Source organism: Ruminococcoides bili, assembly GCF_040093295.1.
Classification (GTDB): domain Bacteria; phylum Bacillota; class Clostridia; order Oscillospirales; family Acutalibacteraceae; genus Ruminococcoides; species Ruminococcoides intestinale_A.
Genome location: NZ_JBBNJY010000004.1, coordinates 25,566 through 40,592, shown reverse-complemented (window position 1 = coordinate 40,592; position 15,027 = coordinate 25,566). Strand labels below are relative to the sequence as shown.

Genomic DNA, 15,027 nt, shown 5'->3' with positions numbered 1-15,027 from the left:
ATTTTGAAATGTCCAGAGAATTTTACTACATACTCTGCAAAAAGTTTTCCGATTCATCTTCCGACATATTCTCAGTTTCTGATTCTGCCTGCTGTTCGTCGAGTGACTGATGATATGCTTCCATAACCTTGTTGTTTAGTAAAGTCCTGGCTTCTTTGGAAATTGGGTGGGCAATCTCGTTGAAATGTTTTTCACCGTTATCATCAACATATACATTTGCAGGCATAGCAACAAACAGACCCTTTGCTGAATTCATAATTCTTACGCCGTGAACAACTACAGCACCACCGATTGTGACGCTGGCAAAGGCTTTTGTTTTGCTTTCTTCAAGACTTATGATCTTGTCAATTTTCACCTTGATATATGGCAGTTTCTTTTTCTGATTGTTGTTTTTGTTTCCTTTGAAATTTGTATTCTGTGCCATTATTAAATTTACCTCCAATTTAGTGTTTCTGTTTTTCTGCCCACAACAGAGAAAGATGCACAAGTGCGTCTTTCTGTTCTTCTTCGGACAGACTGTCAAGGAAATCTTCAAGAGTGTAATTTTCCTCGAATTCTTCTGCAAATTCATTGCAGTTATCGCAGATTTTCTCTTTACGCACAACTACCGAATCGTCATCAAGTTTTGTAAATGACAACACATCATTGTACTTAAACCCGATATATTTTCTAATTTCATATGGAATTGTGATTCGTCCTCTCTTTCCGAGAAACCTATATAATTTCATCGTTATTCATCCTCACTTCCTTCAAATTCATGCTTTTCTCTGCAATCATCACAGATGCAGTCGCAGTCACATACTTCATCTTTGCATCTTTCAAGAATAATTAAGCCATCTGTGGCTGTAATCTTGATAATCGAACCTGATATGATGCCTGATACAATTAATAAATCAAGCGGCATGCTGATGTATACTCTATTTTCCATGGTAAACAACATTCTCCTTTATAATTTTATTCACTTCTCTTGTTTGGTTTGTATCAAAAAAGTTGAGTTGATACGGCTTTGACCGTTCACGCTCACGCATATCATAATTTGATATTATAATTTCGTGGAATTCCTCTCCCGGTTTATACTTTTGAGCCATACTGTGAACTCTCGTAAACCTCAAAAAGTAACATCCTTTATACAAGTTTCTGCTTTCTTCACAATCGTTATATGAAAGCAGGAATTTCCCTTTGATTCCGAAAAGAGTATCACGAAGTCGCAAATGGTCATCCCAATTAAAACCACAAGAATAAAAGTGTTCAGTTTTAATATAGGGAGGATCACAATAAAAGAAAGTATCTTTTCGGTCATAATGGTTTATCAGCGTTTGAAAGTCCTGATTTTCAATTACCACATTTGACATTCTCACACTTACATCTTCTATCAACCTAAATAGACTTCGTATAGAAAAGGGTTGACAGGCAAAAGATTTTCCACTGCTTGAATAACTGTATCGCAGTAATTTTAGAAACATAACTGCTCTGCGAATATCATAATCCGTTGCAGATTTACTAAATAGTTCTATAATTTCTTTAGCTTGAGGTTCAGGTAACATTATTTTAGTAAGTTCTGTTTCCTCGTCAATAAAGTCGTTTCTAAAATTTTTGTGCTTAAAAAAGTCTTTGAGTACATTAAAATCATCTCTTGAATTAAGAGGATAGAACCCAAGTTCTTTTAAAAAAGCCATGGGTCTTTCCTTTATGCAATGAAACAAATTTACAAGGTCTTGATTATAATCGTTGTAAACCTCAAATTTGTCCGGCTTTGATTTGCCAAGCATTACTGCTCCTGAACCACCAAAAGGTTCAACATATCGGTAGTATTCCAATGGAATAACCTGATAAATAATAGGTAATATTGAAGTCTTATTACCTACCCATGTTACGGGTGTTTTGATATTATCCACCTCCTGTGGCAATATCAATCGCCCCTGAAACGACAAAAAGCCGTTGATTAAATTAAAAAATCTAACCAACGGCTTATATATATATGAAAACCGATATCAGTCGTTTGGAACGATTGATATCAGTTGTTATTTTTATTATGTTTTACTGTTTTCGTTGACCTGTTTAATTATCTTTCCTATTTCAGATATTACATTCACTGTAACAGCATTTCCGGCTTGTTTATAAAGCTGGGAATCCGACATTCCTGTTGCAAGGACTTTATCAAACTGCTCATCTGTAAAGCCTTGCAATCTCCAACACTCTCTTGGAGTAAGCTTTCTTATTCTGCCGATATGAATTTTCTTTTCCTTATCCACGAATACAACAAGGGGATGTTCCTCATCATCTGTAAGGTTGTAATCTTCTATGAACACAGCAGAATGTTCTCCTTTTCTATTGCTGATGTCGGATGCGTGACGGGCTGTAATGCACCTTGCAATTTCGGTCATTTTAGGGTCAGGGTTCATATCAATAAAGTAATATGCCTGAGTTTGGGATGTTGTAAGGGTGTGTGCAACTTGGTTTCCAACTCGTCCACGCCTTGAATTTTGTCCCAAAAAAGCTGTATCAATGCTGTCACCGGGATAGGCAATTTGGTATCCGTCCTTGGTATTTACCTTTATCGGAAGTCCAAATTCCTCTATGCTATACAGACCTGTTCTGCCACCAAAGCCACCGGCATTACTTGTTAATGTAATACTTGTTCCTTCTGAGGAATATATGCGGTCACCTTCTTTGCCCGGGTATCTTTGTACAGTAGTTTTAGAATTTGTCTGCGTGAAAGATAATACTTGTCCGGCACATTTTTCTCTATGAAATCCGATAATATACAATCTTTTTCTGGATTGCGGAACTCCGAAATTTTTGCTGTTAAGCACTTGCCATACGACATCATACCCCAATTCGTCCAACGAACTGAGGATTGTTTTAAATGTCCTGCCTTTGTTATGACTAAGCAGTCCGGGTACATTTTCAAGGAACAGATACTTAGGTCTTTTAACGGAAGCAATTCTTGCAATTTCAAAGAACAGCGTTCCTCTGGTATCTTCAAATCCTTTCCTTTGTCCTGCAATTGAAAAAGACTGACAATGGAATCCTCCTGTAATAAGGTCGATATGGGGTAACTGTTCGGGTATGATTTTTCTTGCATCTTCAAAGTAAAGTTCGCCTCCTGTATCATACATTGCTTCATATACCTGCTTTGCATATTTGTCGATTTCACAATATCCTATGCATTCAAAACCGCCGATGGCTTCAAGACCTGAACGGAAACCGCCTATACCGGCAAACATATCAAAAAATTTGATTGCCATAAATCTTCATACCTTTGAAGATTTGTTTTATACTCACCTCACTGTTTCATAATCATTTCATTATCTTCATCAAGCGTTTCTTCTTCAACTGCTGATGAAGATTGGTTTTCAGCTTCAATTTCTTCCTGCGAAAGTTTTCTGAATACATCTTCACTGGGAACAACACCAAGAGAACGACCGTTGTCCCAATCAGGAAAAATCGTACCCATATCATCTACGGCTCGAACTGTACCTCTTGTACCGGATGGCACAGGAGAATATGGGTCGTTCATACAGATAAGCTCGATTCTTGTGCCGGGTGGATACATCTGCTTAACGCTTGCAGCAAGTCTGCGCTTTCTATCAAATTTATTCAAGTTTATTACCTCCATAATTGAATTCGTAATCTTGTTGAATTTAAGTAGGACTTCTGATTTTTGTTTTCATATGTCTAACCTCCGTTATTAAATTTTTTGTTGTCATCAGATTTGATGTCTTTTCTTTTATGACTACTTTCATTATCAAAAGAGTAATCGTTACGCCTATCAAAGTTAGGCTTTTGTTTCATTTGTCGCTCAAACTTTCTAAGTTCAGGTGTGTCTGTAAAGTACATTAAAATCTCCCTTTCTTTGTAAAATAAAAAAAGCAACCGTCTTAATCTAAATTAAAACGATTGCAATAAAAAAAGAGCCGAAATTATATTTCTATAAAATCGGCACTATTAATGATATTATTAAATTGTATTTTCGAGGGTTCAAATCTCCAAAAGTGGGAAAAGGGTAAAAAAACATCTACGGTTATGTCTTTAAAAATCACTGGAGATATAACAAAAAAAGCCCGATTTTATCGGACTTTTTTGTGGTTATATCTTTTTTGCACAACCATTATGGTGGGAGAAGGTGGATTCGAACCACCGAAGTCAGTGACAACAGATTTACAGTCTGCCCCCTTTGGCCACTCGGGAATTCTCCCATATGTAAAGCCTACTGCCTAAACAGTAGGCTTCTTTTGGAGCTGGTGGACGGACTTGAACCCCCGACCTGCTGATTACAAATCAGCTGCTCTACCAACTGAGCTACACCAGCGTTTTTCGCTGTTTCACAAGAGATTTTGTTTTGTTTTTGTATCTCTCGTTGACTGCTCATATATAATACCATACGAGGTTCCAAATGTCAACACTTTTTTCAAACTTTTTTAAAAAATTTCAAAAAAGTTCTTCAGTCCCGCAAAAGCGGCTTAAATCCCTTTTTCCTTTGTATATAAAAATAAAAAACACCGCAAAGGATGTTTTTTATTTTTTGGCCCACCCGAAGTACTCTTTCTTATTCTTTTACTCTCTGCCTCGTATATAACGGCTTGTTCTCAATTATAATATCATCAACGCTCCTCCCTAAAAACAGTCCACCGGACTGTTTTCTTAACGGTCGGCTTCAAATCCCTTCGTTTTCTTTGTATATAAAAAATAAAAAACACCGCAAAGGATGTTTTTTATTTTTTGGCCCACCCGAAGGGATTTGAACCCCCATTCTCCAGAATCGGAATCTGTTGCGTTATCCAATTGCGCCACGGATGGATATTCAGCCGTATTTTCATACGGCTTTTTATATTTAATTAATCTGAAAGTTCTTCCCAAATTGCATACTGTTCTTCCTGTTCATTCTGCAATTCTTCGAGTTTATTTGTAAGTTCAATAAGTTTTTCGTAATCAGCCGCTACTTCCTCGCCTGACAGCAATTCCTGTGTCTGCGCTATTTCTTCATCAAGTCTTTCAATTGCCTCTTCCGCTTTTTTAAGTCTTGTCTGTTTTTTGCGTTCTTCACTCTGTCTTTGCTTTTGCAGGAAGTAATCATTCTGCGGTTTTTCTTTTTTGACCGCCGCTGTCTTAACTTCGGTCTGCTCGGTTCTTATATGCTCAACATAATAATCGTAATTGCCAAGATATTCGGTTATACCGTTCTTATCAAGCACAAGCACTCTATCTGCCAACTTATTGATAAAATAACGGTCATGGCTGATTATGAGCAAAGTACCGCTATAGTCGGCAAGTGTTTTTTCGAGTTCTTCTCTTGACGCCGAATCAAGGTGGTTTGTAGGCTCGTCAAGCAAAAGGAAGTTACTGCCCTTAAGCATAAGTTTTGCAAGCGAAATTCTCGCTCTTTCGCCGCCGCTCATTTTTGAAAGAGGTTTAAATACCTCGTCACCTCTGAAAAGGAATGATGCAAGCGCACTTCGTACCTCTGTTTGAGTCATCTGAGGAAAAGTATCCCATATTTCATCTACGGCGGTATTTTCAAGGTTAAGGTTTTGCTGTAACTGGTCAAAGTAACCTACCGTTACATTTGTACCGTACTCGTACTCGCCGCTGTCCTGCGGGCATTTTCCCGTTAAAATTCTGAACAGAGTTGTTTTTCCGCAGCCGTTACCGCCGAGAATAAATACTTTCTCGCCCTTTCTGATATGTATGTTTACATCAGAAAACAGCTTTTTATCTCCGAAAGATTTTGAAAGATTACTGCACATAAGAACATCATTGCCGCTTTCAATCTTCGGAGTAAATCTCATTTTTACGGTATCAAGCTCGCTTTCGGGTTTAACAAGCTGAGCCTTTATGCGGTCTGCCTCTTTCTGCTTGCTTGCGGCGGTGATAAAGTTTCTCTCTCTGCCCCAGCGTTTCTGCTGTTCTACTATGCCCTCTATACGCTTAATTTCGTTTAAGTCATTTTCATATTTATTCTTTAAAGACTCGTTATATGCCTCTTTTTTCTTGATAAATTCAGAGTACGAACCTTTATAGCACATTGTTTTGCAGTGCTCAAGTTCAATCGTCTTGTTTGTAACATTGTCAAGAAAATATCTGTCATGACTTATTATAATCATTGCGCCCTTAAAGTCACGCAAAAAGCTCTCAAGCCAATTTACTGCGCTTATATCAAGGTGGTTTGTAGGCTCGTCAAGCAAAAGGAAGTTGCTTTTTGAAAGCAAAAGTTTTGCAAGGCTTAATTTTGAACGCTGACCGCCGCTTAAATTTCCGACAGGCATATCAAGTTCTGCCTCTGTAAAGCCGAGCCCGAGCAAAGCCGAGCGTGTGCGGCTTTTGTATGTAAGTCCGCCAAGTCTTTCAAACTCGTCAATAAGCCTTGTCTGGCGCTCTACAAGCGCATTTAAGTCGCCGTCTTTATTTTCTATCGCATTTGTTACTTCGGCTATCTCCTGCTCTGTATCGGTCAAATAATCGAACACGGACAGCAGTTCGTTATAAATGCTGATTCGTGGATTATTGCAGGCATGCTGCTCCATATAGCCGACAACAGTATCCTTGGCAAAAACCACATTGCCCGATGTAGGTGAAATTTCGCCGTCCAATATTTTAAAGAGAGTTGTTTTGCCCACGCCGTTTGCACCGATAAAGCCAACTTTATCCCTTGACTCTACCTCAAACGATACATCGGTAAACAAATTTCTTTCTATAAATGTCATTGTAAGATTACTTACAGATAATGCGGGCAAAAACAACACCTCCGTCTTTACTCATTCTCTATTATTTTACATTAAAATATAAAAAAGAGCAATACAAAATTGAAAATATGCCAAAGATTTACGAGCATATATATAGAAATACCCACATACAGCATTATGTTTATTATAATACTGTCGCCTGCGTTCGCCCATTTGTTTACCAAACAGCTCAACAGAATTACCGCAAGGGGAATTACTCCCTTGATTATAATTGTCTGCCAAAAATTGTTTAAAACAGGCTGCATAACAGGATTAGCCTCTGCAAAGTATCCGCTTGCAAGCAAAGCCTCAGTGCATATCCAATCCGTTATATTGAGAAAATACAGAAAAAACATCTTTTGATAAAAGGTGAATTTTATCCTTTTGGGTTTCTCTGCTTTTTTAACCGCTATGTTTATTGCCTCTGACATTAAAAATCACCTCACAACTATTATTTGCTGTGAGGTGGTTAAATATTACGATTTTTTCCATGCAGACGGTGCAAAAAGGAGCAAGAGCGGGTAAATCTCAAGTCTGCCTGCCAACATATCGAAAATAAATACTATCTTTGACAAAATGCTGAAATCGGCATAATTTCCTACAGGGCCAACCGCACCAAGGCCCGGGCCCGTATTGTTAAGATTTGCCGCTACCGCCGTAAAACTTGTTGTAAAGTCCATATTGTCTATGGAAACAAGCAAAAAGCTAATGGCAAACACACCTATATAAAGCACCAAATACATTGAAGTGGTACGCATAATATCGTGATTTACTGCCTTGCCGTCCATTTTTACGAGTTTAACATTTCGTGGGTGTACAAGGAGAGAAAATTCCTTTCTTACCTCCTTAAAAAGCAGGATAATACGGGAAATTTTAAATCCGCCGCCCGTACTGCCCGCCGAAGCACCGATAAATGTAAGAATTATAATAACCGTTTTTGAAAGTTCAGGCCATTTATTAACATCGGTAAGTCCGAAACCTGTTGTAGAAATAATTGATGATACATAGAAAAAGCTCTGATGGAAAGCGTCATACGGCTTGTAAATCGAGCTGATATTAAATGCAATAATTGCAGTTGAAACCGCTACTATTCCAAGGTATATCCACAATTCCTCAAATTTGAGCGATTGTTTGAATTTTCTTGCAATAAGACAGAGATATACCGAGAAATTTATGCCGAACAAAAGCATAAACACGGCAATTACAGTCTGCACATAATAGCTCTCAAAAGCCGCTGCGTTGCTGTTATATATTCCGAATCCGCCTGTACCGGCAGTTGAAAAACTTGTGTTTATTGCCTCAAATACATTAAGACCGCCAAACAAAAGCAAAATAAACTCAAGTGCGGTAAGAGTAATATAAATGCCGTAGAGCATAGTGGCATAATTTCTCATTCGAGGTACAGCCTTGCCTATGATAGGACCGGGGCTTTCTGCTTTCATAAGAAAAATATTCTGCTGTCCGCCGAGTTTAGGGATTATTGCGAGCAAAAAGACGATAACACCCATACCGCCTAACCAGTGAAGAAAACTTCTCCACATAAGCATACCTTTGCTAAGCGCCTCTACATCATTGAGAATTGTTGCGCCGGTTGTAGTGATACCCGATACGGTTTCGTAAAAAGCATCTATAAAAGACGGGATTTCTCCGCTAAGCCAAAACGGCATACAGCCTACAAGCGAAAGCAAAATCCAACTAAGCGCCGTTGATGCAAAACCTGCTTTTTGGTAAAGCACCATATTTTTAGGCTTTTTAACCTTTATAGCAAGTACACCGAGTATTGCGCTTACAACACCGGTAAGCACAAAATACCACGCCTCTTTTTCACCGTAAATTAAAGATGTAATTGTGCCTATCTGCATTGCAACGGCATCAACTATAAGCACCCAACCCAAAATATAAATAATACTTCGTTTATTCATAGTTATTTAACCTCAATGCTTTAAAATATCATCAAGGTCGCTAAGGCCTTTATGCTTAGTAATTACAACTACGGTATCGTCACACATAATTTTATCGCTGCCTTGCGGAAGTATAATTTTTCCGTGACGATTAATGCTGATAACCTGCAAGTTATCTTTTAAATTAAGTTCCTGCAAAGGAATACCCGTTACTCTTGATGTACTGCGCACTCTGAATTCAAGCGCCTCTACAGCGTCATCATTGAGTTTGTACAATGTTTCTACATTACTGCCGAGTGAATTCTGCATTGCACGGATATAACTTGCAATATACTCGCCCGTAAGATTTTTAGGGTGAATAATAGTTTTTATTTTTAAGTTGTGAAGAATTGAGTCAAAAGAAGTATTGTTTACCTTTGTAATAATCTTTGCCTTTGACACACTCTGAATATACAGCGAAATGAGAATATTCTCCTCGTCATAGTCCATAAGTGCAGCCACACCGTCGGCGTGTTCAACACCTTCGCTTAAGAGAAGATCCTGATCCATACAGTCACCTTGAATAACAACGGCCTCGGGAAGTATGTTTGTAAGTTCCCAACAACGATCAGAATTTTTTTCAATAATTTTTACGCTTGCACCCGAAGCAATAAGGTTTTTGGCAAGATAGAACGAAATCTTACCTCCGCCAAGCAAAATCACATCTCGGCTTTTACCGATTGATACGCTGATACGCTTAAAGAATTTTGCCGCCACATCGGCCTTTGACGCAACAGAAATTCTGTCACCACCAAGCAGCACAAAGTCACCGTTAGGAATAAATACCTCGTTACCTCTTTCGACAAGGCAAATTCTGACTTTACCTTTTAAAATATCAATCTGGCTTATCTTTTTATTCGCTATTGAAGAATTCTCGGGAAGAGCGACTTTTATAAGTTCAACCGAGCCTCTGGAAAAAGTGTCAATTTCAAGAGCACCCGAAAATCTGAGAAGTCTGCTCATTTCTTTTGCCGCCGTAAGCTCCGGATTGATAGACATTGAAAGACCGAGAGTATCTTTAACACGGTGAATATCCGCCGCATATTGCGGATTTCTTACTCTTGCAATAGTGTGTGTTGTACCCGCAGCTTTTGCCATAAGGCAGGTATAAAGATTTACTTCATCGAGAGCCGCCGCCGCAATAACAAGGTCAGCCTTTTCCGCCCCAGCCTCCGCAAGCACCTCATACGATGCACCGTTACCCTCTATTCCCATAACATCAAGGGAATTAGAAAGATTTTGCACAGCGTTGCGGTCAATATCAACTACAACAATGTCGTGCCCCTCCGCATTAAGCTGGGACGCTATAGATGTGCCGACTTTACCGCATCCGACAATTACTATCCTCATATTATTACCTCATAAAATTAATTGGACAAAATATGTCAATTATAATTCTAACTAATCATACACCAATTAAATATGAAAATCAATACATACTCGTTAAAATCTCTGTTTATTGAAGTTACAAATCCGTTACAAATCAAAAAGCCCGAAAATTATCTGATTTTTATAAATTCAACCGCTTAAATACAAAAGGCGGCATATAAAGGAACTGTTTTTTTATTATCTTCATATCCAAAATTCTTAGCAGAAAGTTTTATTGCATATTTAGGATTGAATTTTTTCATATATATGCCAAGGCTCTTGGCTTTTGTATTGTCAGCAGACTTTACCTCTATAGGAATAATATCCGAAGCTCGCTGTATTATAAAATCTATTTCAGCGCCCCTGTCGGATTCCCAATAATATGTCTTATGTCCGTTAATTGTCAACTGAACATTAACATAATTCTCTGTCATTCCGCCTTTGAATTCATTAATTTCATCAACCATATAAAGTATATCGTTAGCAGATAAAGATTTTTTTGCGCATAAAAGCCCCGAATCCGATACATATATTTTAAAAGAATCAATATCACGATAATTTTCAAGCGGCTTTTTTATTTGTTCGGCTTTATAAACCTGTGAAACTATGCCCGAAAGATTGAGCCATTCAATTGCATTTTCAAATTCAGATGCTCTTCCGCCTTTTTTTATTAGCTTATATTGAAATCTTGTATTCTTTTTTGAAAGTTGGACGGTAATATTATCATAGGCGAGCCTTGTCTTTTTTATCTCATTGAGATTATTATATTTGCTCATATCATTAAGATAACTTGCAAGAATTGTGTCTTGATTATGTCGAACAAGCACATAATCTTTTGTTTGTGCAAAAAGTGAAACACATTCAGGCATTCCGCCGACTACAAGATATTGACGATATAACTGCATACATATATCATGCAATGCCGCCGGCATAGGTGCATTGCTTTCAAATGATTTTCTTATCATTTCCGTCAGGTCTTTGTTGCCCATTGCTATCATAAATTCTTCAATATCCATAGGATACATAGTTTTGATATCCACTTTGCCTACAGGAAAAGAAAAAGTTGAACGATTGACGGCTACTCCAAGCAAACTGCCTGCAACAATTATATGATATTGAGGAGCATTTTCGCAAAAATATTTTAGTGAAGTCAGTGCTCTTTCGCATAATTGTATTTCGTCAAATACAATCAAAGTTTTTTCACTTACAATTGTTACTCCCGCAATATGCGATAAAATAGGAATTAGATAATCGGGGGTTATATTTTCATCAAAAGTTTTATTTAATGACGGATTAGTTTCAAAATTAAAATATGCTACATTTTCATAATATTCTCTGCCGAATTCAAGCACTGTATATGTTTTTCCAACCTGTCTTGCCCCCTGCAAAATTAACGGTTTTCTATACTTACTTTCTTTCCATTTCTTTAAATACTCCATAATTTTTCTGTACATAAGCCAATCCTCCTTCAATCATAATTATATTATAACATTTATTCGTGTAAAAACAAGTGAAATATATCGAGATTTTTACATTAAATTGCATAAATAGTTATCAGAAATTTCATTATTTTACACTTATGTTTTCAGATAAACAAAAAAGCCCTCAAAAGAGAGCTTTTATACTGTTACGGCATTCCTACTATATAATAAACAAGTACAGAAGAAACGCTGAATACCGTTACAAGAGTGTAAATTGCACCTCTTGCAACAGATTTATATTTTTTGTCTGAAGCTTTGCCTAAATACTGCACCGCAAGTCCCGTAAAGAATGCTCCGAGTATTATAAGCGGTACTGCATATCTTATGTTTTCTGTACATACAAATGGGAATTGGAAACAGAAAATATAATATGATACAAAGAATACTGCATATATCAAAGCAATAAATATTTTATGTACATTGTTAAGGGCTGAATTTTTCCTTTTACAAAAAGCATAAATCATTGCCGCAAATCCGAATATTCCGATAAGAACCGCAGACCAGAACAAAATAATGTTAAACCCTGCAATTTTCGGATAATTGTTTGTGTTTATAAGTTCGTCAAACATTGATGTCTTGAACAATGCCACAAGCGGGTTGTACTCGTTATATGACGCACCGTAGGTGACAAACTGATCGCCTACATTTGCATACTGATTTAAACCGAAGTCAAACAGTCTTTTTGCATACGGCAAATTTCCGATATACTGGTCGCTTGTAATTGAAAGTGCCGGCACATAGGTAAGCGGTACTCCGAATTTCAAAAGATTTCTTACCTGCCACCACAGTGCAAGAGGCGCACACACAACGCCAAAGCATAGAAATTGAACGAGGTACTTTTTAAAGTCCTTTAAATTCTTAAAGAAAACATATAAAAATACAAACGCAATTGCAGGTGCTACCATCCATACGGAAAGCTTTGTCATCATTCCCAAGCCAACACAAAGAGAAATTGCCATAATTCTCGGGAAAGTCGGATTTTTATACCAATAAAGCGTATTTAAAACAGCCGCAAGCATAAAGGCAATCGAAAGAATATCGTTGTTTACGCTGCCTGCCATTATGTAGAAAGTAGGACAGAAAGCCACTATTGCGACTGCACATACAAGACCTCTGCCTTTTAAACCCAATTGTCTGAAAATCTTATATGAAAGAACCATACAGATTGATGAATAGAAAAGTGTGAGAATCTGCACATTTTCGCCCGCAGCATAGTAATCTATACCTAAAAATGTCTGCAAACGCATCCATAATGCCGCTATGATATGGTGGAACGGAGGATGATAGAACTGCCAGTAATTTCTTACATCAAAATCAGGCAGATTAAAGTTTTCGTAAAAATATCTTATATATCCGCAATGACCTATTTCCATATCGAAATTTCCGACATCGTGTTGTCTTACCGAAATATCGGTATAAAGCACATAGGCAAGCCTTAACACAAAGCCGAGTGCAAAAATTACAACCACAAAAGCCTTATCCGTCAGTCTGTCTGTACAGGCAAGGTAAATAAGCACAAGCGCCGACACAAGCAAACCGTAATTCAGAATATGAAAAGCCGTTGAACCTTTCATAAGTATTATTAAAAACAGCCCTATCGCACCTGCAAATGAGGCGACAGACATAAACAAAGCCATCTTTTTTCTGCTGTCGTCATCGGTTGTGTTTTTTGAACTGAAATAAATTCCGACAGGAACTCCCGCAAATAATACAATGAGCATAGGAACAATCGCAAATATCGGCAAAAGACTTCCGAATGATGTGCTCGTTGTAATAACCGTGCTTGCGAGGCACAATATTGCAACCGCAATGTACGGATGTGAAGTTACAAATTTTATAAAACCGTTGCAAGGATGATTTTCCCTTTGTACAAGGCTGTGCTCATCCTGCACCAAATGGTTAGGTTTAAATTCCATCAGATTACCTCCAAAACCGATTACTTTGTTTCGTGGTATTCTTTTTCGGTATTTACATTCCAAATTGTGCCCTTGTCTGTTTTGCCTGCCTTTATAGCTTCTGCGGCACGGATAGCGGTAAGCATAGAGTGGTCCATATTATTGTAACGATGCTGACCGTTTCTGCCGATGCAGTAAAGGTTTGTGTATGTATCAAGATACTTGATAAGCTCGTCCATTTGAGCATAAGTATCAAAATAAGCGGGATAAGCCTTTTTGATTTTCTCACGGTGAGAGTCGAGAACTTCGCTTGAACTGATAACGCCCATTGATTCAAGTTCTTTTGTAGCAAGCTTAATGCACTCTTCATCGCTTAAATTCCAGAAATCGTCTCCCTCGGCGCAGAAATATTCAAGTCCGATCCATACTGTATTTTCCGGGTCTTCCACCATATACGGCGACCAGTTGTTGAAAATCTGAATTCTGCCGAGTTTTACGCTGGTTTCCTGAACATAAATCCAGCAATCGGGTACGATATTGTTAAGAGTTTTCATCTTGGTTTCATTCTTAAGGTTAAGTTTATTAACAAGAAGTCCGACCGTAACAAAATCTCTGTAAGGAAGATTCTCTGCAATATACTTAATCTCCTTTGAAGGCTCATCGCCTGTCATACCTGCAACAAGGTCTTTAACAGGCATTGACGATACAAAAATATCGCCCTCAATAGTCTTTTCGCCTTCGGGAGTATTGCAAACAACGGCTGTAATCTTACCGTCTTTGCATACAATATTCTTTACACTGTGATTTTTAAGAAGTTTTGCGCCTCTTTCAATCGCTCTGTCAGTAGCAATCTCCCAAAGCTGTCCCGGACCGTACTTTGGATACCAGAACTGCTCAATAAGCGAGGTTTCCACCTCTTTTGATGATTTTTTGCCGCCGAATGCCTTTGAGAACATATCCTTTAATACGGCTCTGATTGAAAGTCCCTTTACACGCTGTGAACCCCAATCGGCTGAAATTTCACTCGGATGTCTGCCCCACAGCTTTTCTGTATAGCCCTCAAAAAACATTGAATAAAGCACCTTACCGAAACGGTTAATGTAGAAATTCTCAAGAGAATCTTCGGGCTTTTTGAACATTACGGATTTAAGATAGCTGAAACCTGCTTTCATTGTGGTGAGAAAGCCCATATTTTTAATTGTTGCCGCCGACATTGTAACGGGGTAATCAAAGAAGTGCTTGTTATAGTAAATTCTTGAAACTCTGTCACGCACAAGAATAACCTTGTCGTCCTTTTCGGGGTCAGGGCCGTTTTCAACCAGCGGCTTTTCTCTGCCGAGAATTTTATCGTCAAAAGACGGCTTGCCCTGTACAGGCATAAGCTCGCTCCACCAATTCATTACCTCGTCGCTCTTTGAGAAAAAGCGGTGACCGCCGATGTCCATACGGTTGCCGTTGTAGCGTACCGTTTGAGAAATACCGCCTATACGCTCTGTTTCCTCAAGAATTGTAACATCATATTCGCCTTTTGTGTCTTTCAACAGCTCGTTTGCAGCTGTAATACCGGCAGGGCCTGCTCCAATAATAATTACCTTTTTCATTATTTTCCCTCTCTATTTCA

Annotated in this window: 13 protein-coding genes and 3 tRNA genes; all 16 read right to left on the bottom strand. The window is 38.1% G+C overall.

From position 1 onward, the window contains the following. Positions 1-25: 25 nt before the first annotated feature. Positions 26-424: a SpoVG family protein gene (locus tag AAAY30_RS02170; RefSeq protein ID WP_181966179.1), complete on the bottom strand. Its 399-nt coding sequence runs from the start codon at positions 422-424 to the stop codon at positions 26-28. Positions 425-443: 19 nt separating this feature from the next. Continuing rightward, positions 444-728, bottom strand: a complete 285-nt coding sequence (locus tag AAAY30_RS02165; RefSeq protein WP_207735349.1) for an AbrB/MazE/SpoVT family DNA-binding domain-containing protein — start codon at positions 726-728, stop codon at positions 444-446. 2 nt (positions 729-730) lie between these two features. Further along, entirely contained in the window at positions 731-928 is a 198-nt protein-coding gene (locus AAAY30_RS02160) for a hypothetical protein (RefSeq protein ID WP_117521226.1), read from the bottom strand. Beyond that, positions 918-1,907, bottom strand: coding sequence for a DNA adenine methylase (locus AAAY30_RS02155; protein ID WP_207735348.1), 990 nt, complete (start codon positions 1,905-1,907; stop codon positions 918-920). Before AAAY30_RS02155 ends, AAAY30_RS02160 begins: the two co-directional genes overlap by 11 nt. Before the next feature lie 123 nt (positions 1,908-2,030). Next, entirely contained in the window at positions 2,031-3,248 is a 1,218-nt protein-coding gene (gene dcm, locus AAAY30_RS02150) for a DNA (cytosine-5-)-methyltransferase (protein ID WP_302484710.1), read from the bottom strand. Between the two features lie 38 nt (positions 3,249-3,286). After that, positions 3,287-3,604 carry a DUF4314 domain-containing protein gene (locus tag AAAY30_RS02145; RefSeq protein WP_302199091.1) on the bottom strand — a complete coding sequence of 106 codons (318 nt, stop codon included), beginning with the start codon at positions 3,602-3,604 and terminating at the stop codon, positions 3,287-3,289. A 510-nt stretch (positions 3,605-4,114) separates the two neighbouring features. Beyond that, a tRNA-Tyr gene (locus AAAY30_RS02140) sits at positions 4,115-4,199 on the bottom strand. Positions 4,200-4,236: 37 nt separating this feature from the next. Next, positions 4,237-4,312 (bottom strand) — tRNA-Thr (locus AAAY30_RS02135). 411 nt (positions 4,313-4,723) lie between these two features. Then, positions 4,724-4,800, bottom strand: a tRNA-Arg gene (locus AAAY30_RS02130). A gap of 38 nt (positions 4,801-4,838) precedes the next feature. Continuing rightward, positions 4,839-6,734, bottom strand: coding sequence for an ABC-F family ATP-binding cassette domain-containing protein (locus AAAY30_RS02125; protein WP_252558854.1), 1,896 nt, complete (start codon positions 6,732-6,734; stop codon positions 4,839-4,841). Positions 6,735-6,775: 41 nt separating this feature from the next. Beyond that, entirely contained in the window at positions 6,776-7,153 is a 378-nt protein-coding gene (locus AAAY30_RS02120) for a DUF5658 family protein (RefSeq protein ID WP_337781437.1), read from the bottom strand. 45 nt (positions 7,154-7,198) lie between these two features. Next, positions 7,199-8,644, bottom strand: coding sequence for a TrkH family potassium uptake protein (locus AAAY30_RS02115; RefSeq protein WP_186935669.1), 1,446 nt, complete (start codon positions 8,642-8,644; stop codon positions 7,199-7,201). A gap of 12 nt (positions 8,645-8,656) precedes the next feature. Further along, complete coding sequence (trkA, locus tag AAAY30_RS02110) at positions 8,657-10,012, bottom strand: Trk system potassium transporter TrkA (protein ID WP_302193547.1); 1,356 nt, start codon at positions 10,010-10,012, stop codon at positions 8,657-8,659. A 176-nt stretch (positions 10,013-10,188) separates the two neighbouring features. Then, positions 10,189-11,484, bottom strand: a complete 1,296-nt coding sequence (locus tag AAAY30_RS02105; protein ID WP_195411073.1) for an ATP-binding protein — start codon at positions 11,482-11,484, stop codon at positions 10,189-10,191. A 173-nt stretch (positions 11,485-11,657) separates the two neighbouring features. Continuing rightward, positions 11,658-13,427 carry an ArnT family glycosyltransferase gene (locus AAAY30_RS02100; protein ID WP_337508943.1) on the bottom strand — a complete coding sequence of 590 codons (1,770 nt, stop codon included), beginning with the start codon at positions 13,425-13,427 and terminating at the stop codon, positions 11,658-11,660. A 20-nt stretch (positions 13,428-13,447) separates the two neighbouring features. Next, positions 13,448-15,007 carry an NAD(P)/FAD-dependent oxidoreductase gene (locus AAAY30_RS02095; RefSeq protein WP_443719464.1) on the bottom strand — a complete coding sequence of 520 codons (1,560 nt, stop codon included), beginning with the start codon at positions 15,005-15,007 and terminating at the stop codon, positions 13,448-13,450. Positions 15,008-15,027: the final 20 nt, after the last annotated feature.